This window comes from Microbacterium candidum, from assembly GCF_030315975.1.
Classification (GTDB): Bacteria; Actinomycetota; Actinomycetes; order Actinomycetales; family Microbacteriaceae; genus Microbacterium; species Microbacterium candidum.
In genome coordinates, this window is record NZ_JASXSZ010000001.1 from 1324216 (window position 1) to 1347782 (window position 23567).

At 71.7% G+C, this 23567-nt stretch carries 23 protein-coding genes; 8 read left to right on the plus strand and 15 right to left on the minus strand.

Going from position 1 to position 23567, the window contains the following annotated elements; all coding sequences use genetic code 11:
* Window positions 1–23 precede the first annotated feature (23 nt).
* Window positions 24–566, plus strand: coding sequence for a MarR family winged helix-turn-helix transcriptional regulator (locus tag QSV35_RS06120; RefSeq protein ID WP_286287722.1), 543 nt, complete (start codon window positions 24–26; stop codon window positions 564–566).
* Here QSV35_RS06120 and xylB read toward each other — a convergent pair.
* Both xylB and xylA read right to left on the minus strand, forming a co-directional pair.
* Entirely contained in the window at window positions 494–1915 is a 1422-nt protein-coding gene (gene xylB, locus QSV35_RS06125) for a xylulokinase (RefSeq protein WP_286287724.1), read from the minus strand. The two genes, QSV35_RS06120 and xylB, sit on opposite strands and share 73 nt — an antisense overlap.
* Before the next feature lie 123 nt (window positions 1916–2038).
* Complete coding sequence (gene xylA / locus QSV35_RS06130) at window positions 2039–3244, minus strand: xylose isomerase (protein ID WP_286287726.1); 1206 nt, start codon at window positions 3242–3244, stop codon at window positions 2039–2041.
* A 79-nt stretch (window positions 3245–3323) separates the two neighbouring features.
* Here xylA and QSV35_RS06135 point away from each other — a divergent pair, with 79 nt between their 5' ends.
* The gene (locus tag QSV35_RS06135; protein ID WP_286287828.1) at window positions 3324–4484 is read left to right on the plus strand and encodes an ROK family protein; all 1161 of its coding nucleotides are present in this window, start codon (window positions 3324–3326) and stop codon (window positions 4482–4484) included.
* A 51-nt stretch (window positions 4485–4535) separates the two neighbouring features.
* Here QSV35_RS06135 and QSV35_RS06140 read toward each other — a convergent pair whose 3' ends face one another.
* The 6 genes from QSV35_RS06140 to QSV35_RS06165 all read right to left on the minus strand — a co-directional run bounded on the left by QSV35_RS06140 (window position 4536) and on the right by QSV35_RS06165 (window position 8803).
* Window positions 4536–4802 (minus strand): hypothetical protein, encoded by a 267-nt coding sequence (locus QSV35_RS06140; RefSeq protein WP_286287728.1) that lies wholly within the window; start codon window positions 4800–4802, stop codon window positions 4536–4538.
* 65 nt (window positions 4803–4867) lie between these two features.
* Window positions 4868–5287: a VOC family protein gene (locus QSV35_RS06145; protein ID WP_286287729.1), complete on the minus strand. Its 420-nt coding sequence runs from the start codon at window positions 5285–5287 to the stop codon at window positions 4868–4870.
* Between the two features lie 119 nt (window positions 5288–5406).
* The gene (locus tag QSV35_RS06150) at window positions 5407–6402 is read right to left on the minus strand and encodes a DNA-3-methyladenine glycosylase family protein (protein WP_286287732.1); all 996 of its coding nucleotides are present in this window, start codon (window positions 6400–6402) and stop codon (window positions 5407–5409) included.
* Window positions 6403–6454: 52 nt separating this feature from the next.
* Window positions 6455–7102 carry a VOC family protein gene (locus QSV35_RS06155; RefSeq protein WP_286287734.1) on the minus strand — a complete coding sequence of 216 codons (648 nt, stop codon included), beginning with the start codon at window positions 7100–7102 and terminating at the stop codon, window positions 6455–6457.
* A gap of 1 nt (window position 7103) precedes the next feature.
* On the minus strand, window positions 7104–7778 hold the full coding sequence (locus tag QSV35_RS06160) for a VOC family protein (protein WP_286287737.1): 675 nt from the start codon (window positions 7776–7778) through the stop codon (window positions 7104–7106).
* 191 nt (window positions 7779–7969) lie between these two features.
* A complete protein-coding gene (locus QSV35_RS06165; RefSeq protein WP_286287739.1) occupies window positions 7970–8803 on the minus strand; it encodes a winged helix-turn-helix domain-containing protein in 834 nt (277 codons plus the stop codon).
* A 494-nt stretch (window positions 8804–9297) separates the two neighbouring features.
* Between QSV35_RS06165 and QSV35_RS06170 the strand changes: the two genes are divergently transcribed.
* A complete protein-coding gene (locus QSV35_RS06170; protein ID WP_286287741.1) occupies window positions 9298–9867 on the plus strand; it encodes a P-loop NTPase family protein in 570 nt (189 codons plus the stop codon).
* A gap of 9 nt (window positions 9868–9876) precedes the next feature.
* On the plus strand, window positions 9877–10176 hold the full coding sequence (locus QSV35_RS06175; RefSeq protein ID WP_286287743.1) for a GNAT family N-acetyltransferase: 300 nt from the start codon (window positions 9877–9879) through the stop codon (window positions 10174–10176).
* 22 nt (window positions 10177–10198) lie between these two features.
* On the opposite strand, the gene QSV35_RS06180 is transcribed toward QSV35_RS06175, so the two are convergent.
* Window positions 10199–10426, minus strand: a complete 228-nt coding sequence (locus QSV35_RS06180; RefSeq protein ID WP_286287745.1) for a hypothetical protein — start codon at window positions 10424–10426, stop codon at window positions 10199–10201.
* Window positions 10427–10540: 114 nt separating this feature from the next.
* Here QSV35_RS06180 and QSV35_RS06185 point away from each other — a divergent pair, with 114 nt between their 5' ends.
* The 4 genes from QSV35_RS06185 (at window position 10541) to QSV35_RS06200 (ending at window position 16248) form a co-directional block, all read left to right on the plus strand.
* Window positions 10541–10837, plus strand: a complete 297-nt coding sequence (locus QSV35_RS06185) for a DUF2277 domain-containing protein (RefSeq protein ID WP_286287747.1) — start codon at window positions 10541–10543, stop codon at window positions 10835–10837.
* 94 nt (window positions 10838–10931) lie between these two features.
* Window positions 10932–12086: an exonuclease SbcCD subunit D gene (locus tag QSV35_RS06190; RefSeq protein ID WP_286287749.1), complete on the plus strand. Its 1155-nt coding sequence runs from the start codon at window positions 10932–10934 to the stop codon at window positions 12084–12086.
* Complete coding sequence (locus tag QSV35_RS06195; RefSeq protein WP_286287751.1) at window positions 12083–15241, plus strand: AAA family ATPase; 3159 nt, start codon at window positions 12083–12085, stop codon at window positions 15239–15241. Before QSV35_RS06190 ends, QSV35_RS06195 begins: the two co-directional genes overlap by 4 nt.
* Window positions 15242–15417: 176 nt before the next feature.
* The gene (locus tag QSV35_RS06200; RefSeq protein WP_286287753.1) at window positions 15418–16248 is read left to right on the plus strand and encodes an SGNH/GDSL hydrolase family protein; all 831 of its coding nucleotides are present in this window, start codon (window positions 15418–15420) and stop codon (window positions 16246–16248) included.
* Window positions 16249–16408: 160 nt separating this feature from the next.
* Here the strand turns inward: QSV35_RS06200 and QSV35_RS06205 are convergent, their stop codons facing one another.
* From QSV35_RS06205 to QSV35_RS06230, 6 genes are read right to left on the minus strand one after another with little or no spacing between them, the layout of a single operon-like run.
* Window positions 16409–17911, minus strand: coding sequence for a lipase maturation factor family protein (locus tag QSV35_RS06205; protein ID WP_286287756.1), 1503 nt, complete (start codon window positions 17909–17911; stop codon window positions 16409–16411).
* Window positions 17912–17915: 4 nt separating this feature from the next.
* On the minus strand, window positions 17916–19349 hold the full coding sequence (locus QSV35_RS06210; RefSeq protein ID WP_286287757.1) for a phytoene desaturase family protein: 1434 nt from the start codon (window positions 19347–19349) through the stop codon (window positions 17916–17918).
* A 1-nt stretch (window position 19350) separates the two neighbouring features.
* A complete protein-coding gene (locus tag QSV35_RS06215; protein WP_286287758.1) occupies window positions 19351–21432 on the minus strand; it encodes an NAD(+) synthase in 2082 nt (693 codons plus the stop codon).
* A gap of 57 nt (window positions 21433–21489) precedes the next feature.
* Window positions 21490–21903, minus strand: coding sequence for a type II toxin-antitoxin system VapC family toxin (locus QSV35_RS06220; protein ID WP_286287759.1), 414 nt, complete (start codon window positions 21901–21903; stop codon window positions 21490–21492).
* Window positions 21900–22148 carry a type II toxin-antitoxin system VapB family antitoxin gene (locus QSV35_RS06225; RefSeq protein ID WP_286287760.1) on the minus strand — a complete coding sequence of 83 codons (249 nt, stop codon included), beginning with the start codon at window positions 22146–22148 and terminating at the stop codon, window positions 21900–21902. The genes QSV35_RS06220 and QSV35_RS06225 overlap by 4 nt, the downstream gene beginning before the upstream one ends.
* Before the next feature lie 50 nt (window positions 22149–22198).
* On the minus strand, window positions 22199–23500 hold the full coding sequence (locus QSV35_RS06230) for an isocitrate lyase/PEP mutase family protein (RefSeq protein WP_286287761.1): 1302 nt from the start codon (window positions 23498–23500) through the stop codon (window positions 22199–22201).
* Between the last annotated feature and the right edge of the window lie 67 nt (window positions 23501–23567).

Here is a 23567-nt window from a genome sequence, read left to right on the forward strand (position 1 = left end):
CCAATCGTGTTATGCTGTGAAGCGTGGAGGACTGTCCAGCCGTCAGCGAGACCGAGTGGTCGGTGTGGCGCGCCTTCACGACGATGCACCGCAGCCTCGAGGGCTCCGTCGAGACGCGCTTGAACGGCGCATCCGTCTCCGGCCCTGATTTCGAGGTGCTGGCGGCGCTCCTCGACCGGCCCGACGGCGTCGCCCGCTCCGGTGAGCTCGCCGCCTCACTCGGCTGGGAGAAGAGCCGCCTGTCGCATCAGCTGCGGCGCATGGAGGCGCGCGGGCTCATCGAGCGCCGCGAATGCGAGTCCGACATGCGCGGCACCTGGGTCGTTCTGACCGAGTCCGGCCGTGACACCGTCGAGGCGGCGCTGCCCGAACGCATCACCGTCATGCGCGAGATCTTCTTCGACGTCCTCGACGCCGGCGAGCAGGAATCCCTGCGCGCCATCTCCGCGAAAGTGCTCGACGCGATGGCGGCGGCCTGCCCGTCGGAGTGCGCTCAGATCGCCGAACGGGCCGGTGCGGTCGCCCGAGGAGCGGGCGAAGCGGCGACAGTCGCAGCTGCACGGTAGTTCGCGAGGATCTCGGGCCGCGTATCCGGGGTTGGGGATGCCTCGACCTCGACGTCCCACGCCGGCCGTGAGCCCGTGAGCGCCCACGCCGCCTGGCGCGCGGCCCCGAGGGCGACGTATTCGGCCGGCGCCGGCACGGTCACCGGGATGTCGAAGACCTGCGCCGCGATCTCGGCGACGGCCGCGTTGCGTGCGGCTCCGCCGATCAGGCGGATGCGCCGCGCCTCCACGCCTTCGGCTCGGATCGCCTCGAGTCCGAGCGCGAGGGAGCACAGCATCCCCTCGATCGCGGCCCGCGCGAGATGCGGCCGGGTCGTCGTCGCCAGCGAGAGCCCGGAGAGGGAGGCGCGCGCGTCCGGCAGATTCGGCGTCCGCTCGCCCTCGAACCACGGCACGAGCACGACGCCGTCCGCGCCGGGCGGCGCCTGCCGCGCGAGCTCGCCGAGCTCGTCGTGCGAGACGTCGAGGAGCCCTGCCGTCGCGTCGAGGACGCGCGCCGCATTGAGCGTCGCGATGAGCGGCAGGTATCCGCCCGCAGCATCCGCGAATCCGGCGACGGTCCCGGTCGCGTCGGCGACCGGCGCCGACGTCACCGCGAACACCGTTCCGGAGGTGCCGAGCGACACGACGACATCGCCCGGGGCTGCGTCGAGTCCCAGTGCTGCGCCGGCGTTGTCGCCCGCTCCCGCGCCGATGACGAGGTCGCCGTCGTGGACGTACTCGGCGGGCCCGAACACGCGCGGCAGGACAGCGTCATGGCCGAGCGCGCGAACCAACAGGTCGCGGTCGTAGCCGTCCGGCCCCCAATACGCCGTGCCCGAGGCGTCCGACCGGTCCGTGACGAGCTCGTCGAGGTCCGGGTCTGCCGGCCCGAACCCGCGCAGACGCCACGTGAGCCAGTCGTGGGGGAGCGCGACAGCGGCGACGCGCGCCGCGTTCTCCGGCTCCGCATCCCGCAGCCACCGCAGCTTCGTCGCCGTGAACGACGCGACCGGGACGACACCGGTCCGTCGGGCGTACTCCTCTGCGCCGACCTCGCGGACGAGGTCGGCCGCCGCATCCGCCGACCGCGTGTCGTTCCACAGGAGGGCGGGGCGGATGACGCGTCCCTCCGCGTCGAGGACCACCATCCCGTGCTGCTGACCGCCGATCGAGATCGCCGCGACGTCGTCGAGGCCGCCGGCATCCGCGATCGCGCTCTGCAGCGCGACCCACCAGGCCTCCGGGTCGACCTCGGTGCCGTCCGGGTGGGCGGCGCGCCCGATCCGCACGACCCGGCCGGTCTCCGCGTCGACGATCACGACCTTGCAGGACTGGGTCGACGAATCGACGCCGGCGACGAGCGTCATCGCGCTCCCTCCCTCTTCCGTGCGCTTCTTCTGTGCGCCTCATCTGTGCGCTGACTTGCGGCGAATGGCTGCATTCGGTGCACGCTATCCCGCCAACCGCCGCAAGTCAGCGCAGAAGGTTTGTCAGCGGGCACCCATCAGGTGCTCGGTGGCGAGCTGCTGCAGGCGGACGAAGCCGAAGCCCCGGGCACCGAAGTAGGCGCTCGCATCGAAGTCCTCGAACGCGGAGCGGTCGGCGAGGAGGTCATCGTATGACTCGCCCGACCCGAGAGTCGGGGTGCGCAGCTCGTCGACGCGAGCCGCGGCCAGGGCCTCCTGCACTTCGGGGTCGGCGCGGAAGGCGGCCGCGCGCTCCTTCAGCAGCAGGTAGGTCCGCATGTTCGCGGCAGCCGAGTCCCATACGCCGGTCTCGTCCTCCGTGCGCGACGGCTTGTAGTCGAAGTGGCGCGGGCCGGTGTACGCCGGGCCGCCTGTGGTCCCCGAGCCCGTCGAGGGGCCGCCGTTCTCCAGGAGGTCGACGAGTGCGAAAGCGTTGTGCAGGTCGCCGTGACCGAAGACGAGGTCCTGGTCGTACTTGATGCCGCGCTGGCCGTTGAGGTCGATGTGGAAGAGCTTGCCGTGGTACAGCGCCTGTGCGATGCCGGCGGCGAAGTTGAGGCCCGCCATCTGCTCGTGCCCGACTTCGGGGTTGAGGCCGACGAGCTCGGGGCGCTCGAGCGAGGAGATGAACGCGAGCGCATGCCCGACCGTCGGCAGCAGGATGTCGCCGCGCGGCTCGTTCGGCTTCGGCTCGATCGCGAAGCGGATGTCGTAGCCCTTGTCGGTGACGTACTGGCCGAGGAGGTTCACGGCCTCGCGGTAGCGCTCGAGCGCGGCACGGATGTCCTTCGCCGCGTCGTACTCCGCCCCCTCGCGCCCGCCCCACATGACGAAGGTCTTGGCGCCGAGCTCGGCGGCGAGATCGAGGTTGCGCAGCACCTTGCGCAGCGCGAACCGGCGCACCTGGCGGTCGTTCGACGTGAAGCCGCCATCCTTGAAGACGGGTGCGGAGAAGAGGTTCGTCGTGACCATCGGCACGATGAGCCCGGTGTCGGCCAGGGCGGCCTTGAGGCGATCGATCTGCGCCTGGCGCTCGGCATCCGTCGACCCGAAGGCGAACAGGTCGTCGTCGTGGAACGTCAGGCCGTACGCCCCGAGCTCGGCCAGCTTCTCGACGGCGTGCACGACGTCGAGGTGTGGGCGGGTGGGGCCGCCGAACGGATCGGTGCCGTTGTACCCGATCGTCCAGAGACCGAAGGAGAACTTGTCGTCGCGTGTGGGGGTCGGCATGGGAGTCCTGTTCGTCGTCGAAGAGTATTTGTTGAAATATACAACATATCGACGGGTGCGTACAGTGAGGTTCGTGACGATGGATGCTGCGCTCCCCGGTGCGCGAGAGGCGAACCTGGGTCGCGTGCTGCAGCTGCTCCATCTCGAGGGGCCGCACTCGCGGGCGAGCCTCACGGAGCGCACGGGTCTCAACCGCTCGACGATCGCGAGCCTCATCGGCGAGCTCGCCGAGCGCGGACTCGCGGAGGAGAGCGCTCCGGAGCCCACGAAGCGCGTCGGGCGGCCGTCGCCGATGGCGTCGGTGGATCCGCGCGTCGTCGCGATCGCCGCGAACACGGAAGTGGATGCCGTGACCCTCGGCGCGGTGCGGCTCGACCAGTCCGTGGCCCTGCGCGAACGCATCGCGATCGCCGGCCCGCTCGGGCCCGAGGCGACGGCCGAGCTCATCGGCGAGCGCGTGCGCGAGTGGGCGTCGGACGAACTGGCCGGCCATCGGATCGTCGGAATCGGCGTGGCGGTCCCCGGGCTCGTCCGCGCCGCCGACGGCCTCGTCCGCCAGGCTCCGCACCTCGACTGGCGCGATGCGCCGATCCGCGATCTCGTCGCAGAGCGCACCGGGCTCGCCGTCACCGTCGACAACGACGCGAGCCTCGGCGCGCTCGCCGAGCACCTGTACGGCGCCGCCCGCGGTGTCGACGACGTCGTCTACCTCGACAGCGCGAGCGGCATCGGAGGCGGGCTGATCGTGCACGGCATGCCGGTCACCGGCGCGGCCGGCTATGCCGGCGAGTTCGGGCAGAACCGGCCAGGCATCGCCGACCCGGCCGACCAGCGTGTGCCGGGCGGAGTGCTCGAAGACGAGGTCAACCGGGATCGCGTGCTCGCCATGATGGCGATGCCCGGCGCCGACGAGCCGACCCTCGCCGCCGCCCTGTCGGCGTCGACGGATCCCGCTGTGGCGGCCGAGCTGGCGCGGCAGTCCCGCATCCTCGCCACCGCGCTCTCCAACGCGGTCAACGTCCTGAATCCGTCGGTCGTCGTGCTGGGCGGATTCCTCGCCACGCTCGCCGCGGCATCCGGAGACCTCCTCGCGCTCGTCCGGGCGCAGTGCATGTCGGCGAACGGCGAGGAGCTCGAGATCCGGCAGGCCTCTCTCGGCGTGGACCGACTGCTTGTGGGAGCCGCCGAGATCGCATTCCGCGATCTGCTGCACCACCCGCTGCACGCGTCGGCGGCGTGATGCAGCTCGGCCTGCCGGTTGAGCACCCGGAGCGGCGGTGTTGAGCCTCCGTTACAGCTGAGCCCCGTTGTCGTCGGAATCGTCGAACGGGTCGCCGCTGTGCTTGTTCATGCCGACTTTGCGGCCGCGCGACGACTCGAACGCCATGATCCAGCCGATCGAAACCAGAGCTGCCAGGAGCAGCCCGATCAGGACGTTGTGCAGGAGCACGCCGACCAGTACGCCGAGCCCGATGAGCACGACCGTGCCGATGATCCACTGGGTGCGGCCGCGCGGCCAGCCTGTCGAGGGCCCGCCGGTGCCCGATGGCGTCGTCATGAGGCGAGCCTACTCGGGCACCGACGGGAGGCGCCGGATCGCCGGCGGGTCGGACAGTGGGCGCGTCAGGCCGCCGGGGCCGCGTTGACCGACACCATCCAGCCGATGCCGAACCGGTCGTTCAGCATTCCGAACTTCCCACCCCACGGCGGGGTGTCGAGCGGCATGGTGACCTCGCCGCCGACGGCGAGCGCGTTCCAGAAGCCCTCGAGCTTCGCCTCGTCGTCGCCGCTGATCGACAGGGAGATGCCGGTCGGTGCGGAGTACGGCATCCGCTCCGGCGTGTCGGAGCCCATCAGCGTGAACCCGTCGGCGGTCGTCAGCTGCGCGTGCATGACGAGGTCGTTCTCGGCGGGATCCTGCGCCATGCCGGGGATGTCTCCGAACACCGACACATCGAGCGTGCCGCCGAAGACGGACTGGTAGAACTCCATCGCCTCGCGGGCGTTGCTCTTGAAGGAGATGTAGGGGTTGAGGATGGACACGGTTGTGCTCCTTGACTGGTGGAGGGGCCGCCCGCGTGTGACGAGCGGACAGGGATCAGTGTGCCCAGGGGGTCCGACATCCACAACGGCTTAAGCCGAGGGCGGATTCGATGCTGCGGTCAGCGCGTCCGATGGTCCTCCGGATGCAGCCGCGGACCGCGCCGCGGCTCGCGGACGCCGGACGCCAGGATGAGGCGGATCGCCCTCTGCCGCTGACCCGTCCACGGGGCGAGGAGTTCCAGCATCCCGTCGTCGTCCGTGCGCTCGCCGGTCAGCGCGTACCCGACCTCGTGGGGGAGGTGGTAATCGCCGACGCTCACCGCATCGGGGTCGCCGAGCGCGCGGATCCGGGTCTCGGCCGAGGTCCACAGGCCGACGCCGGCGAGGCTCGTCAGGATGCGGTCGCGTTCGGAGCCGGTGGATGCGCCGGCCAACGCCCGCTCGATCGATGCACCGCGCGCAGCGGCCGCGACGATGGTGCGCGACTGCGGCGGTTCGAGGCCGGCCCGATGCCACGTCCACGAGGGGATCGCGCGCCAGCCGTCGATGGTGGGCGAAGCGAACATCGGCCGCGGTGTCGGGCCGGGTGCGCGCTCGCCGCACCACTGGAGGATGCGCCGCCACGCCCCGAACGCCTGGAGACCGGTGACCTTCTGCTCCATGATCGAGCCCGCGAGGGCGTCGAAGACGAGGTCGCTGCGACCGATCCGCAGGCCGGGGTTGCGCCGGTGGGCGTCGGCGACGAGCGGATGCAACGACGCGTCGAACCCGGTCGCATCGTCGTCGGCTCCGCAGAACGCGGGCAGCTGTGCGATCGCCCATTCCGCCCCGGGGCCCCACGCGGTGGCCTTGACGGCATCCTTGCGCTCGGCGATGGCGATCGTCGCTACGCCTGCGGGCGTGCGCATCGCACGCCAGATCACCCCGCCGTCGGAGACGATCGAGGGGTCTCCCGGACCGCGCCGGTGCGCCAGGACGGTCGCGCGCAGATCCAGCGGGCCGCGCGGACGGTACTCGGTCTCGACGACCGGGCCCGCGGCCGGCGGCGCTGGGGCCGTGCGCCGCGAGGCTCCCCGCGGCCCTCCGGCGCGGGAGGCCTCGGGCGTGATGGTCATGTCCTCACGATACGCGCGGCACCCGACACCGGATCCGCCGCGTGCGCGGGCGTCAGTTGTCGATGTCGGCCCACGCGGCGATGTCGACGCCATGGTTGTCGGGGGATGCGAGGGTCCACCACATCGGCGCGTGGCTGTCGTCGACGAGGCGGCCGCCCGCCGCGACGACCGCCCGCACGCGCGCCTCGGCCTGATCGGCGGGCACGGACACATCGATGTGCGTGCGCCCGCGTCCGGCGCGGGCGATGGGATTGAAGGCGAACGGGATGCCGCGCCGGTTCGGGTCGACGGCATCCGAGTCGTAGAGGTCTTCGTAGCCGAACGCCGCCTCGAAGAACGGTCGCACGTCGACACCCGGCGCCTGCGCGACGAAGATCTGCATCGCCTGCAGGACCGTCGGGTCGGATTCGAGCCCGGCGTCGCGCGCGATGCTCGAGATCCGCTGCGCCAGCGCCAGGTCCCGTTCGTCGAGCGTCCCGTCGGGGCGACGCGTCGTCACGACGACGTCTCGTGGACGGATGTCGACGTCGGGATCACGGCCGAGCTCTTCCGCGGCCGCCGAGATCCGGGCGGCGAAGCGGGCGCCCTCCCTGAGCGAGTTCGTGCGCCAATGCGCCATCGCGCCGGCGAACAGCACGCGCCACTCTGCGACGCCGACAGCCGAGTGGAACGTCTTCCCGCTAATCGTCTCGTCGGCCACGTCACATCACCTGCTCGGACACGTCGCCCCAGGCAGCGATGTCGACGCTGTGGTTGTCGGGCGAGGCGAGCCCCCACCACGCAGGGATGTCGTCGCCGATCGCCAGACGCCCGCCTGCGGCGATGGCGGCCGCAGCCCGCGGCGCCCCCTGGTCGTTCGGGACGGCCACATCGATGTGGGTGCGTCCGCGACCCGGTCTGTCGAGCTCGTAGAACCACAGCCGTGGTCCGCGGCGCAGCGGATCGGCGAGGACGTCGTCGACCCGTTCGTAGCCGAGCGCGGCGAGCCAGAATTCGCTCGTGTCGACGCCCTCGGCCTGGGCGATGCCGATCTGGGCCGTCTGCAGACGCGATGCGTCGGGGGCGAGACCCATCCCGCTGGCGACGTCGGACACGCGCCGTGCGACCTCGGCGTCGATGCGATCGAGCCGGCCGCGTCGGTTGCGCGCCGTGCACACGGCGACGGCGTGCGGGCGCAGGTCGATGTCCGGCTCTCGGTCGAGCTCAGCCGCGGCGTCCGCCACTCGCAGCGCGAACTCCGCGCCCGTCTGCAGCGAGTCGGTGGGGAAGATCGCCTGCGCGCCGCCATACAGAACGTGCCACCCCGCGGTGCCCGGGGCCTCGTGGAACTGCTGCGCGCTGATGTGCTCCGCGCTCGTGCCTTCTCGGTCGGTCATGTGCGCTCCTCGGCTCGCTCATGACGCTAGACCCGGCCGCGGACATCCTCTGCGGACATCCCCTGCCTCGGTCGAGGGCTCTCCTTCCGACGTCAGCGCGTCCGGTCGAGGCGCGGGGCGTCGCGGGCCGTGCAGGCGCGGTTCGCTGATGTCGGCGAACGGCCGGCTGGCTCAGGCCGGCCTGACGCAGCTCAGAAGCGGTCGGGCGAAGGGGTGCCGTGGCCGTAGCGGATGACGACATCCGCGTGCCGATCGAAGCGGTAGCCGACGCCGCGCACGGTGCGGACGATGTCCTCGTAGCGGCCGAGCTTCGCCCGCAGACGACGGACGTGGACGTCGATCGTGCGCTCGCCCGGGGCGTCCTCGTCGGATGCGCCCTGCCACAGCGACGAGACGAGCTCGGTGCGCTCGATCGTGCGACCCTCGCGAAGGACGAGGTACTGCAGCAGCTCGAACTCCTTGAACGTGAAGGCGGCCGACTCCCCGTCGATGACGACGCGCTTGCGCGAGATGTCGACGACGACGCCCGGGGCGTCCTCGATCTCCGGCTCCGGGTCCGGCTGGGTGCGCGCGACGGCACTCGGCTCGTGGAGCGCGAGACGCACGACGTCGACATCGCGTCCGCCGGCGCCCGCCGGGGCGAGGGCGACGGTCGCGTAGGTCTCCGCGGCCGGTGCGAGCTCGGCGATCGTGCGGCGCAGGGCCTCGACGATGACGCCGAGCGAGACTCCGGATGCCGCGGCCTTCACCTCGTCGAGACCGACGTAGAGGGCGAAGCCCCGCGGGGCGGTGCCGGCGGGGAGGCTGCGACCCGCGGCGGGGGCGGCCGGCGCCTGCTGCGCGGCCTGGGCGGCGGCGCGCTGGGCGGCGGCCTGCTGGGCAGCAGCGGCACGGGCGGCCGCGAGGTCCTGCGCGGTGCGGCCCTGCGTGGCGGCGGTGAGGGCGGCGTATTCGCGGAGGCCGGCGGGAGCGGCGTTGCCCGTCGTGGTGGCGGTGCGGACGGGAGCGTCGAGAACGGTGGTCATTGGAGTGCTGTCCTTTGAGGCGGAACCCGGAATGTCATCGGGTTCGGATGCTGTTGAGCGCGACCCCCGGATGTCGGATCGGGGGCGGTATGCGAGTCACGCGGGCGCGCGGGTGAGCGCGGACTCCCGGTGTCTCGGGGGCTCGGCGCGGCAGTAGCTCGTAGCGTCAGGTCAGACGCGGCGCGCGAGCCCGGCGGTGGTCACCGTCTCAGCTGCACATTCGACAGCACATGACAACACGACCGGCCATCATGCGGCCGGCAGCCTCGTTCGCCTCCCAGGCGGACAGAGTGCGTGCGTTGTCAGTCATGACGCCGATTATGACCGATCGTGACGGTATGAGTCAAATAGCACACCTTGCACGGCCCGTCCATGACGAAATGTGACGCGAGCATCATATTTCTCCATTTCCCTCGCAAAATGCACGGTTCGTCGCTCGCCGGGTCGGGACGTGCTCAGGCCGTCGGCACGCATCGAGTGGCATACTCGCCGTCGTGAAACTGCGGATCGTCGGGATCTCGGGATCGGGGAAGACCGCCCTCGCCGAGCGACTCTCCGCGGAACTCGGCCTGCCGCGCCTGGACCTCGACGCGGTGTTCTGGGATGCGGACTGGACCTTCCGCGACCTCGACGAGGCGCTCGCGATCGTCCGCGACTTCGCCTCACGGAACCCGGGCGGCTGGGTCGCGGACGGCAACTGGACGAGTCGCCTCGATGGACTCCTCGACCCGGGCACGCCCGGGGGCGCCGACACGTTCGTGTGGATCGACCACTCGCGCCCCGCCGTCATGCGCAGGGTCATCCGCAGGACGGTGCGCCGCGGCATCCTGCGGGAAGAACTGTGGCACGGCAATCGAGAGCGCGTGTCGTCCTGGCTGCGATGGGATCCGGACGAGAACATCATGCGGTTCGCGTGGGTGCAGCATCCGATCGTCCGGGAGAGGATGCTGGCGCGCATCGCCGCGGGAGTGCCCGTTGTGCAGTTGCGCGGCCAGCGCGCCGTCGACGAATGGGTGGCCGCCATCGCGTCCGAGACGACCCGTGACGGGTCGGCGCGGGCGTAGTCTGTCGCGGTGACCACGCTCCGCTTCGCCCACGAGAAGGATGCCTCGCGCTATACGTTGCACGACGGCGACCAGCTCGTGGCCGTCCTCGACTACAACGACAACGGCAGCACCGTCGCGATGACGCGCGCGTTCACCGTCCCGACGTTCCGCGGTCGCGGCTACGCGGGAGAGCTGGTGGACCGCGCGGTCGCCGAGCTCGAAGAGCAGGGCGACCGCGAGGTCATCCCGGTCTGCTGGTACGTCGCCGAGTGGTTCGACAAGAACCCCGACCGAGCCGGCATCCTCCACGAGCGCCGCAGCGCCTGACGGCGTTCGTGGAGGCGGAGCCTCAGCCCGCGACCGCGCGACGTGCGCGACCCGAGCTGATGCCGATGGGGCGCGCCCACGAGCCGTTGCTCGCGCGCAGCGCGCTGCGCACACGGCCGGCGCACGTGTGCATGCGACGGACGATCTCAGGCACCAGCCGCTGGGCGCGGACCTCGGTGATGTGCATCTCCTGATCGCGGAAGGTCGACTCCTGGTGGAACCGGACGTCGACCCCGTACAGCTCGAACATCGTGTCTCCTTGATCTTGTGTGATCCTGCTGAGATTCAAGTTAGTCAGGGGGTCGGACATTCCCGGATGACGCGGTCCTGCCCGGATGCCGGAGCGCGAGCGTAGCCTCGGAGCATGTGCCGCAACATCCACACCCTCCACAATTTCGAGCCGGCCGCGACCGACGAAGAGGTCCACGCGGCGGCGCTCCAATACGTCCGCAAGATCTCGGGGACGACCAAGCCGTCGAAGGCCAACCAGGCCGCCTTCGACCGTGCCGTCGCGGAGATCGCGCACATCACGGGCCACCTCATCGAGGACCTCGTCGCCGTGACACCGCCGAAGAACCGCGAGGAGGAGGCGGCGAAGGCGCGCGCCCGGGCCGAGCGCAGCGGTCGATACGCTCCGCGCGCGGTGCAGGCGCAGGCGTGAGCCGCATCCGGACCTGAACGTCCCCGCCGACGGGCGCGCCGGTTCCCCGCCTGTCGCCCTGGCGATGTCGGAGGGCGACCATACCGTTGAATGCATGCGGATCCTCCACACCGGCGATTGGCACATCGGGCGCACCTTCCACGGGCACGCGACCCTCGATGCGCTGCGCGGTGTGCTCGAGGCGATGACAGCCCAGGTGCGCGAACACGACGTCGACGTCGTCGTGATCGCGGGCGACGTCTTCGACTCGGCGGCCCCCGCACCCGCCTGCTACACCCTGCTCACCGACGCGCTCGCGGCCCTCCGCGACGCGGGCGCACGTGTCATCGTGACGAGCGGGAACCACGATTCGGCCGCGCGGCTCGGGTTCCAGGCGAAGCTGCTCCGCGACGGCATCCACGTCCTCACCGACCCGCGCGCGGTCGGGCGGGCGATCGAGATCGAGGATGCCGACGGGCCCGTGCGGTTCTACGGCATCCCGTACCTCGAGCCGGCGATCGTGCGCAGCGTGTGGCCCGACGTCGAGCTGCGCACGCAGGCGCAGACGATGGCGCACGCGATGGGGCTCGTGCGGGAGGACCTCGCTTCGCGGCCGGGGCGGTCGGTGGCGATCGCCCACTGCTTCGCGGCCGGCGTCGAGGTGACGCCCGGCGTCGAGCGCGAGATCCGCCAGGGCACGCTGGATGTCGTGCCCCTGCGCACCTTCGACGGACCCGACTACGTCGCGCTCGGCCACATCCACGGGCGCCAGCAGCTGGAAGACCGCGTGCGGTACGCGGGAGCGCCGCTGCACTACAGCTTCGGCGAGCAGAACAAGCCGCGCGGGTCGTGGCTCGTGACGATGGATGCCGCGGGCCTCGCCGGCGTCGAGTGGCTCGAGCTGCCCGTACCGCGGCCGCTGAAGACCCTGCACGACACGTTCGATGCCCTGCTGTCCGACCCCGTGTACGCGGAGTACGAGAACGCGTGGGTCGCCGCCGAGTACACCGACCCGACGCCGCGGCTGGAGCCGATGCGGGCACTGCAGCAGCGCTTCCCGTTCTGCGCGACGGTCTCGCACGCACCTCCCGCCCGGCCGTCCGACGGCCGCGCCTCCTACGCCGAGCGCGTCAGCCGCGCCCGCGACGACGTCGAGCTCATCGATGCCTTCCTCACCCACGTGCGGGGCGGCGAGGGCGTGACCGACGCCGAGCGCGAGCTCATCCGCGAGATCATCGACGAACGGGTCGTGGCGGAGGCCTCCGCGTGAAGCTGCATCGACTCGAGCTCGAGGGGTTCGGCCCCTTCCGAGAACGGCAGATCGTCGACTTCGACGCCTTCGCGGACGACGGGCTCTTCCTCCTCACCGGCCGCACCGGCGCGGGCAAATCGAGCGTCCTCGACGGCGTGTGCTTCGCGCTGTACGGCTCCGTGCCGCGGTACCCCGACGGCGACAAGAGGCTGCGCAGCGATCACAGCGATCCCGACGACGCGAGCGAGGTCGTCCTCGATTTCGAGGTGTCCGGCGGACGCTGGCAGATCACGCGGTCGCCGGAGTACGAGCGTCCGAAGCGCCGTGGCGACGGCGTCACGAAGGAGGGACAGCGCGCCCAGCTCGACGAATGGGTCGACGGCGGATGGATGGCGCGCGCCTCCGGCCCGCGCGACGTCGGGCTCGCGCTCGACGAGGTGCTCGGGCTCACGCGCGACCAGTTCCTCCAGGTGATCCTGCTGGCGCAGGGGCGCTTCCAGCAGTTCCTCCTCGCCAAGAACGATGAGCGCCAGGCCCTCCTGCGCACTCTCTTCGGCACACGGCGCTACGCCGACTACCAAGAGGCGCTCGAGGAGCGCCGACGTGACGCCGACCGCGCGCTCGGAGATGGCGGTGTGCGTCTCGCGACACTGCTCGACCAGGTCGACCACCTCGTCGCGGTGCACGGGCTGGGCGACGCCGATGCGCCGGGGGGCGACGACCTCGCGCGGAACGACGACGTCGTGCCGGCGGGCGATGTTCCGACCGATGTCGTCGGGCGGCTCGCGGCCGACGACCGGGCGGTCGCGCGAGCCGACTACCGCGTCGAGACGGCAGCGCTGGCGCGGGATGCGGCGAAGGCAGCGGCCGATGACGCGACGGCCGCGCACATCGGGGTGCAGGAGCGTGTCAAGGCGCGCGGAGCCCGCGACCACTCGCGCGCGGCGCTCGCAGCACTCGAGGAGCAGGCGCCCGCGATCGCCGCCGACCGGATCGTGCTCGACCGCGCCGCGCGCGCGGAGGAGCTCCGCGACATCATCGCGGCCGCCGAACGCGCCGAGGGCGCGGCCGCGCAGGCGCGCGTCGCCGAAGAGCACGCGCTCGCGCGATGGGCGGCGATGCCCGCCGGCGACGGAGCATCCGTGGGAGCTCACGGGGGAGCAACCGACGGCGCCCCGGGCGATGCGGCGGCGCATCCCGATCCCGGCACGTTGCGCGAACGCGCCGAACGTCTCACGGGCGATATCGCCCTCTGGACGGCCGCCCAGGCGATCGAACAGCGGCTCGACGCGCTGCGTCGCGACGTGGCTGCGGCCGCGGGAGCCGTGACCGCCGCAGAGACCACGATCTCCGGCATCGACACCGACCGGGCGTCGACCCCCGCTCTGCTGAAGGACCTCGGCGAACAGATCGATGGACTCGCAGCCGATGCATCCGGCGTCGCTCCGGCCGAAGCCGCCCTCGCCGAGACCGAGGTGCGCCTCGTCGCCGCCCGGCAGGCCGAAACTCTCGCGGCGACCCTCCATAGCGCCGAGACCAGGTACGCGTCGGCGATCGAGGCGGCGCTCGCGGCCGCGTCCGCGCTCGCCTCCCTGATGCGGCGCCGGCTGAACGGGCACGCGGGCGAGCTCGCGGCGGACCTCGTCGATGGCGAGCCGTGCGTGGTGTGCGGATCGCTCGACCATCCGCACCCGGCGCAGCCCGACCCCGGCGCGGTTCCGGTCACCGACGGCGACCTCGCGGACGCCGAACGGGCGAAGGATGCCGCGTCCGAGACCGAGCGCGCGGCCGCAGAAACCGCCCGCGCGGCACGCACCGCGCACGGTGAGGCCGCTGCCCGCGCCGGCGGCGACGATGTCGAGACCCTCGGAGCGCGCAAGGTGACGCAGACGGCGACGCTCGCCGCTGCTCGCTCGGCCGCCGAGAAGCGCATCGCCGCGGTCGCCGAGCGCGATGGGCTTGTGGCGAAGGATGCGGCGGCGGCAGCAGAACGCGAAGTCGCAGTCATGCGACTCACCGACGCCCGGGCGCAACTCTCTGCGGCGCAGACGACGCTCACGCAAGCAGAGGTCACGGTGGAGGAAGCACGCGGTGACGCCGAGTCCGTCGCCGCCCGGGTCGCCGCGGCGACGGCCCTCCGCGATGCGGCTCAGTCGCTCGCGGCAGCCATCGATGCACGGGCGTCCCGTATCGCCGAGCTCGCGTCCGCGATCGGAGAGCGCGATGCGCGGATCGCGGCATCCGTCTTCGCCGAGCCCGACGAAGCCGCCGAGCCCGCCGAAGCCGACGACCCCGACGACCCCGCAGGCGCGGTTCGGGCGGCCTTCCGCGACGGTGCCGTCCGCGCGGCCCTCGACGCCCGCATCCGTGCGCACGAGATCGCGTTCGAGGGGGAGAAGGCGCGCCTGCTCGAACTGGAGCTCGCGCTCGCCGCCGACGACGGAGCGGAGCTCGACCCGGCCGCATCCGAACGCGCCGCCGCGGTCGCGCGCGACGCGTGGGACCGCGCGGTGTCGGCGGCGATCGAGGCGCAGCAGACGGCCCGGTCGCTCCGCGACCTCGTCGGGCAGGCGGATGCGGCGCATGCGGCCACTGCGGAGCTCGCCGAACGGGCGGCCGTCGTGCAGCGCCTGGCGCACACGGTCGCAGGTCGTGCGCCCAACACGCACCTCATGACCCTCGAGACGTTCGTGCTCGCCGCCGAGCTCGAGGAGATCGTCGAGCGCGCGAACCTGCGCCTGTCCGAGATGTCCGCCGGGCGCTACCGGCTCCAGCACACGGATGCCCTCGCGCGCCGGCGCACCGCCTCGGGGCTCGGGATCGAGGTCATGGACTCGTTCACGGGGCAGGCGCGCCCGCCGCAGTCGCTGTCCGGCGGGGAGACGTTCCTCGCATCGCTCGCGCTCGCGCTGGGTCTCGCCGAGGCCGTGACAGCGAACGCGGGAGGCATCCGGCTCGACACCCTCTTCATCGACGAGGGCTTCGGGTCGCTGGATGCGGAGACCCTCGACCTCGCGATGCGCACCCTCGACGAGCTGCGCCAGGGCGGGCGCACCGTCGGGATCATCAGCCACGTCGAGGCCATGAAGGAGCAGGTGCCCGCGCAGCTGCGCGTCGAGGCGACGCCGCAGGGGCCGAGCCGCATCCTCCAGGGCGCGTCGATACCGGGCTGAATCACAGTGCGCGCGGTACCCCGGCATCGACCGTGCACAGCGGCCGGAGTCGCCCCGCACAGACCGTGGAATCCGGTCGCACAGCCCCGTCAGGCCCGCACGAAGACCCCCTGTTGCGCTTCGATACGCGGGTGTATCCTGCGGCGCAGTTCGCATTTGATCGCTGGGGAGTCATCATGCGCATCTCACGCACCGTCGCATCCATCACGGCCGCCGCGGCCCTCGTCGCCGGGGCGCTCTTCTCGGCCTCGTCCGCCTCCGCGGCGCCACCCCCGCCGAGCAGCATGGCCGCGCTCGGCGACTCGATCTCGCAGGCCGCGATGACCTGCAGCACGCTCACGGCGTGTCCGGCGAACAGCTGGTCCACAGGCACCAACACGACGGTCAATTCGCAGTATCTGCGGTTGAAGGCGAAGTACAACATCGCGATCACCGCCTTCAACGACTCCGTGTCCGGCGCGACGTCCGCCGATCTTCTCGGACAGGCGAACGCAGCCGCGGCCCAGGGGGCCCAATACGTCACGATCGAGATGGGCGCCAACGACGCGTGCACCTCGACCGTCGCCGGCATGACGCCGACGGCGACGTACCAGGCCCGGATCCACCAGGCGCTCGCCGCCCTCGCCGGCAGCACCGTTCGCCCGCAGGTCTTCGTCGCGAGCGTGCCGAGCCTGCTGCGGATGTACAACCTCAACAGGAACAACTGGGGCGCTCGGTTCTGGTGGTCGATCCTCGGCATCTGCCAGTCGATGCTCGCGAACCCGGGCAGCACCTCGCCGGCAGACACCGCGCGGCGCAATGCCGTCGAGGCACAGGTCCAGGCCTACAACGCAGCACTCCTCGCCGAGTGCACAGCGGCGGTCAACTGCACGTACGACAAGGGCGCCGTCTACAACTATCAGTTCACGACCTCGGACATCTCGACGCGCGACTACTTCCACCCCTCGCTCACGGGCCAGGGGCACCTGGCCGGCGTGACGTGGACGGCGTCCCAATGGGCATCCTGACCGGCGAGTCCTGACCGACGCTGTCTGACCCGCGGGGACCGACTGGGGAGGCCCCCGGGGTTCAGGACTCCCCGGCTCCGCCGGGACCGTGCTCGATCCACAGTGCAAGGGGAACGAGAGCGGCCTCGGCGGTCGAGCCAGGGGAGAGGGATGCGGCTGCTCAGCGCAGCCGCGCCGGACCGACGACCACCCCCAACCGCGTCCGCCGCCACCGTTCGCGCGAGACGCGGTACTCCGCGCGGGTCGAGAACCGATAGCGGTACGCGACGGCACGCACGGATGCGGGCGGCGTGCCGTCGAACGGGTCCCGGGCGATGAGCCGGAGCGTCGGGGCATCCGCCCGCAGGAGCGCTGCGAGGAACGCCTCGAACCACGGATCGTCGAGCCTCCGCAGCCCGCCGAGGGGCAGGAACCACATCAGCCAATCGAGGCGCAGGTGGTACGGCGCGACCTGCGGGGGCAGGCGACGCACGTCTCCGGGCTTCCCCTTGAAGGCGTATTCGACCCACTCGGCATCCGTCGCATTCGACAGGGTTCCCTCGACGACGATCTCGATGCGCTCCTTGGTGACGGTCCCGAACGCGCCGTACGCGTTCGCGAGCTGCCAGCGGTTGAAGCTCGCGTTCATGAGCTGCCGGCGCGAGGCGAGGTTCCGCGCCGGCCACCAGCTGAGCACGAGGTACCCGAGCCCGACGACGCAGGTCACGACGAGCCACCACAACGGCAGCGACCCCTCGACGGGCTCGGGGACCGGATGGGAGCCGGCGACCGGATGCGAGCCGGGGATCCGAGCGGCGAAGGGCACCGACACCGCCGAGAACGCCAGTACGACCGTCGCCCAGTTCAGCCAGGCGAAGTTGCCCGTGACGATGAGCCACAGCTGCGTCGCGATGACGATCGCCGCGGCGACATCCCCGACGATGTAGGGCCATGGACTCGCCACCCACAGGCCGAGGAGGGGCACGAAGAGGAACCACGGCACGACCAACTGAGCGAAGTGGTTGCCGAGCACCTCGCCGCGGTGGAACCAGCGCGGCAGCAGGTGCGCTTGACGGCTGAGGGGGCCCGGCATCGGCTGGGTCTCGTGGTGGTACGTGAGCGCGGAGAGATCGCGCCACTCCCTGCCGCCGCGGATCTTGATCATCCCGGCGCCGAACTCGAGACGGAACACGAGCCACCAGAACAGCACGGTGACGACCGTCGGCGGCGGTTGGTCGCGTGACCCGAGGAAGGCCGCGAGGAATCCGGCCTCGAGCAGCAGCATCTCCCAGCCGAACCCGTAGAACGTCTGCCCGATCGAGACGATCGACATATACCCGAGCCACAGGGCGAGGAAGCACACGGCCGGCACCCACGGCGGTCCGAGCTGGGGGATGCCGGTGACGAGCGCCAGGCCGACGACCATGCCGAGGGCGCACAGCAGACGGAGCCGCCGGTCGGTGTAGCGCCAGGAGCGGAAGACGGTCGGGCGCAGCATCCGGGCCGCCCGTGTCGATGACGAAGCCCACCTCAGAAGAGCGGGCGCCGGCAGCAGCCCCTTCTCGCCGAGGAGCGCCGGGAACTGGTTCCACGACGAGAGGAAGGCGATGGCGTACAGCGCAGCGATCCCGCGCTGGAGCACCTCGCGAGCGAGGAAGAAGTCGACGGCCGCGAACCCGTCCACATCGTCACCAGAACAGGTCGCCCAGCTCGACGTGTTCGCCGGCGTCGTGCATCGCCTGGCGCGCCGCCCACCAGCCGGCGAGGCCGTGCACGCCGGGGCCGGGCGGGGTCGACGCCGACGCGAGGTAGACGCCCGGCAGCGGGGTGCGCCACGGCGTGCGCGAGATCACCGGTCGGCGCACCGCCTGCGCGAGTGTGAACGAGCCGCCCAGGATGTCTCCGCCGAGCTCCGCCGGATTCAGCGTCGCCCGCTCGGATGCGGGGGTCGCGTGCGACGCGAGCACGCGATCGCGTACGCCCGGCGCATAACGCTCCAGCTGGCGGAGGACGAGCTCGGTGGGGTCGAGCGGCGACGACAGCGGCACGTGGATGTAGGCCCACAGCGTCTGCATCCCCGCCGGAGCGCGCGTGGGGTCGAGCACCGAGGGCTGCACGACGAGCACATACGGGTTCGCGGTCACGCGCCCCCGGGCGACGGCGTTCTCGCTCGCCTCGACAGCCTGCCGCGTGCCGCCCACATGCACGGTGGGCGCCGCCGCAACATCCGGATTCGTCCACGGCACCGGTCCGTCCAACGCCAGGTCGACCTTCGCCGCCGCCGGTCCGTACCGGTATCGCCGGAGGGCGCGGGCGTAGGACGAGGGGAGGTCGGGATGAGTCAGCAGCAGCCGCGGCGACGTGTCGAGGAGGACGAGGTCGTCGTCGAGCTCCTCGAGCGACCTCACGCGGCGGCTCGTTTCGACGACCCCGCCGTGCGCCTCGAGATCCGCGATGAGCGCGTCGGCGATCCGCTGGGCACCGCCGCGCGGATACGGCCATCCGATCGAGTGCGCGTGCGCGATGAGCAGCAGCGCGGACCCCGCGGCTCCGAGCGACGGCAGCGGCGTGTTCGCGTGCGCGGCGACCCCGGCGTACAAGGCCGCGCCTTCCTCGGTGCGGAACGTCGTATGTCCGAGCCGGGTGCCGAGCTCAAGCGCCCGCATCCCGAATCTCGCGGTGGTGACGGGATGCCGCGGCATCCGCAGCAGCTGGTGTCCGGTGAAATCGGCGACGCCCTCGAGGTGCCGGTTGAGGGGCCTCGCGACCGCGCGCCACGCGCGCGCGTCCGCTCCCAGTCCCTCGGCGGTGCGCTCGAGGTCGCGCCATGCGACGGCTGCGCGTCCGCCGTCGAGGGGATGCGCGAACGAGATCTCCGGCCGGATCCACTCGATGCGGTCGAGCCCGAAGGCGCGCATGAATGACGAGCTGTGGGCGACCGGGTGCACGGCGGAGCAGACGTCGTGGATGAACCCGGGAAGCGTCAGCTCCGCGCTGCTGACGCCGCCGCCCGCGATGGGCGCGGCTTCGAGCACCTGCACGTCGTATCCGCCGCGGGCGAGCGCGACGGCCGCGGCGAGCCCGTTGGGACCGCTGCCGACGACTGTCGCAGTGCGCGCCATGTCAGCCCTCCGAGGCGGGATCTCCGAGAAGGTCGGAGTCTCCGAGGAGAGGCACCTGATCCAGCTCCGCGAGCCACGCCCGCGCGTTGCCGTCCGACGGCGCGCGCCAGTCGCCGCGCGGCGACAGGGAGCCCGCGGGGGAGACCTTCGGCGCGTTCGGCAGCGCCGAGCGCTTGAACTGCGCGAAACCGAAGAAGCGGCTGAGGAAGACCCGCATCCAGGTCACGATCTCTTCGCGGTCGTACGCGCGGTGGTCCTTCGCCGGATACCCGGGCGGCCACTCGCCGGCCGCAGCATCCCGCCACGCGTGCTCGGCGAGGAACGCGATCTTCGTCGGCCGGCAGCCTCGGCGGAGCACGTGGAACAGCGTGAAATCGTGCAGGGCGTACGGGCCGATGGACTGTTCGGTGGACTGCACCGCGCCATCGGCGCCGGGCGGGACGAGCTCGGGACTGATCTCCGTGTCGAGCACCGCCTGCAGGATGACCGCCGCCTCGTCGGACACGCCCTCCCGGTGCGACACGACCCAGCGGATGATGTGCTGGATGAGCGTCTTCGGGATGCCGGCGTTGACGCCGTAGTGGCTCATGTGGTCGCCGACTCCGTACGTCGCCCACCCGAGAGCGAGCTCGGACAGGTCGGACGTACCGATGACGATCCCGCCGTTCTGGTTCGCGAGGCGGAACAGCAGGTCGGTCCGCATTCCGGCCTGCACGTTCTCGAACGTGACGTCGTACACCGGCTCGCCGTCCGCGAACGGGTGATGGATGCCGCGCAGCAGCGCGGTGGCGGGCTCGGTGATGTCGATCGTCTCGATCGACGCTCCCATGGCCTCGGCGAGCGCGATGGCGTTGGACTTGGTGTGGTCGGAGGTCGCGAAACCGGGCAGCGTGTAGGCGAGGATGTCGCTGCGCGGGCGGCCGAGCCGGTCCATCGCGCGTGCGATGACGAGGAGCGCGTGCGTCGAGTCGAGGCCGCCCGAGACGCCGATGACGGGCTTCGGATTGCCGATGGCCTGCATCCGCTGCACGAGTCCGGACACCTGGATGTTGAACGCCTCGTAGCAGTCCTGCGCCAGCCGGGCGGGGTCGTCGGGGACGAACGGGAAGCGGTCGAGGATGCGGCGCAGCCCGATGTCGCCCACCGGCGGGTTCACCCGGAAATGCACTGTGCGCGCCTCCGGCTGCACCGCGCGACGGTTGTCGTCGAACGTGCCTTGGCGCAGGCGCTCCTGCCGGAGGCGATCGAGGTCGACGTCGACCACGGTGTGCCGCGGTCCGTCGGGGAACCGCTCGGTCTCGCCGAGCAGGTCGCCGGCCTCGAAGACCATGGTCTGGCCGTCCCACGAGAGATCATTCGAGGATTCGCCGAGCCCCGCGGCCGCATACACGTACGCCGCGTTCGCACGGAGCGACTGCGCGCGGCACAAGAGCGCCCGGTCGTCCGCCCGGGCGATCGTGATCGGGCTGCCGGAGAGGTTCGCGAGCACGGTGGCGCCGGCGAGCGCGGCGGGCGACGACGGAGGGACGGGGACCCACATGTCCTCGCACACCTCGGCGTGGACGACGAGGCCGGGCACGTCGAGCGCGCGGAAGAGGAGGTCGGGACCGAAGGGCGCCTGCCGGTCGCCGATGGTGATGTCGTCGCCGGCCAGATCGTCGCCCGGCGCGTACCAGCGGCGCTCGTAGAACTCGCGGTACGTCGGCAGGTACGACTTGGGCGCGACCCCGAGGACCTCGCCGCGATGGATGACGACGGCACAGTTGTACAGCCGGTTCCGGTGGCGCAGGGGGGCTCCGACGATGAGCATCGGCATGAGATCGAGGGATGCCTCGACCAGCCGCTCGATCGCGGCCACGGTGGCGTCGATCACGACGTCCTGCATCACGAGGTCGTCGATCGCGTAGCCCGTGAGGCAGAGCTCGGGGAAGACCGCGACGGCCACCGCATCCCGATCGCACTCGCGCGCCGCCGTGAGCACGGCCTCCGCGTTGGACGCCGGATCGGCGATCGCGACCGGGATCGTGCAGGCAGCGACGCGGGCGAACCCGTGCCGGTAGGCGCTGTCGTACGCGAGGCTCATCCGTCCAGTCTGGCACTGCGCCCCGTCAGGCACGGGGCGGGATCGCGGTCCGGTGGGTCAGGCCGTCGGACGAGGGTCGGGCAGGACCGAGCTGAGATCGGTGCGGGTGAAGTCGTCACCCACGAAGAGGAGAGAGTCACGCCGCGTCGTGGCGAGTGCATACGCGAAGCAGTCTCCGAGGTTGAGCCCGGCCGGATGCCCGGACCCGCGCCCGTAGTCGCGGTAGGCGCGGCGCGCGACATCGGCCTGCTCGGCGTCGAACGAGACGACCTCGAGCTCGAGCGCGTCGAGGAGCGCGGTGAAGCGTGCGGACCGCACAGGATCGCGCGAGCCATCTGCCACGATGGAGGCCTCCAGGAGGGTCGCGGCGGAGATCGCCGCGTCGCCGTCGCCCTCGAACGCCGCCAGAATCGCCGGCGCGTGCGGTTCGGCCTTCAGAAGCGCGATGAGCGCCGACGTGTCGACGATCACCGTGGGAGTCCTGCCTCATCGTAGAGGTCCGCTTCCACAGTGCGCAGGTCGACGTCTGCAAAGGCAGCCTGCGCGGTGGCGACCGTGCTGCGCAGGCGGGCGACGCGCGCATCCCGTCTGCTGTCGAGCTCGGCGAGCTTCGCCCGCACAGCGATCTCGACGGCGGACGTCTGGCTCACCCCGAGCGCATCCGCGAGTTCGCGCACGGCTTCGTGCACGTCGTCGTTCTTGATGTTGAGGCTCACGGCACCATTCTACCAGGAAACGGTGTCTTTCTACCGTCGGGTCGGTCGCGTCAGCGGAAGGCCCCGCTCAATCCCTGGACCGTGTCGTAGGGCATCGTCTCCGGAAGGTCTCCGCCGTCGCGCACCCGGCGCGCCGCATCCACCGCCGCGGTGATCGCCGAGCGGAACAGCAGCGAGCCCGTGCTGACGCGGCGGACGCCGAGGTCCGTCAACTGCGGGATGGGCAGCCCGGCGAGCAGGTTCAGCGGAACGGGCACCGCCGCGACGATCCGCTCGATCTCGGTGGGATCAGTGAGGCCGGGGACGAAGACACCGTCCGCCCCGGCGTCGACATACGCCTGAGCGCGACCGAGCGTCTCGTCGTGCGCGGTCCCGACCCAGTACGTGTCGACGCGCGCGTTCACGAAGAGTTCGGGAGCATCCGCCTTCAGCCGGCGGATGAGCTCGGCCTGCTCCGCCGGGTCGGCGAGGCCGTTGCCACGTCCGTCCTCGAGGTTGACGCCCGCGATCCCCATGGCCGACAGTTCGGCACCCAACTCCTCGAGATCCGCGCCGAAGCCGTACTCGATGTCGACGGTGACCGGGACGGGGAGGGTCGCGAGCCGTCGCGCGAGGGCGAGCGTCTCGTCGAGCAGGAGCCCCTCGCCGTCGGGCAGGCCCTGCGAGGCCGCGACGCCGAGGCTCGTCGTGCCGATCGCGGCGAATCCGGCCGAGGCGAATGCGGCGGCGGATGCGGCATCCCACGCGTTCGGCAGCACGAGCGGTGCGGGGCCGTCGTGCAGCCGCCGGAAGGCCTGCGCTCCGTCGGCCATCGCCCTCGCATGGTCTTCGCCGGGACAGGCGTGCCGGCCGGCGCCGAACGGGGTCGCGGTGAGGTCGACCTGCACCTCCTCGCCTTTCGGCGAGATTCGCCGTGTCGCGGGCACGGGCGGATGGGCCCCGGCGATCAGCGCGTTCGTGGCGTGGTGCGACTGCACGAGGAGCGCGATCCGGGCGGCGGTCTCCTCGTCCCATCGGCCGCCGGCGCGATCGACGAGACGGGCGAGGGCGTCGTCCGCCTCCTGCGACTGAACGAAGTAGGGCTGGTAGGCCGCGCCGACGAGCGCGACGTCCGCCACGAGCGCGCGATTGCGCGGGAATCCGAGCGCGGCCGCGAGGTTCGCCGTGGGGGCACCCGGGCGGCGGAGGGAGGACGCATCCACCGTCGCGAGCAGGCGCTCCGCGAGCGTTCGTCGCCGGGCGTGGTCCTCGCCCTCGCTGAAGCGGGCGACGTGCGCGCGCAGCCATGCGACGCCCGAGGTCGCCTGCGGAACCGGGACGACCGTGTACGCCGGGTCTTCGAGGATGCTCATGGCGTGAGAGTAGCCCCGGGATGCTTCGGCCTGCACCGAAGGATCACGTCCGCGCCGGCGGCGGTGT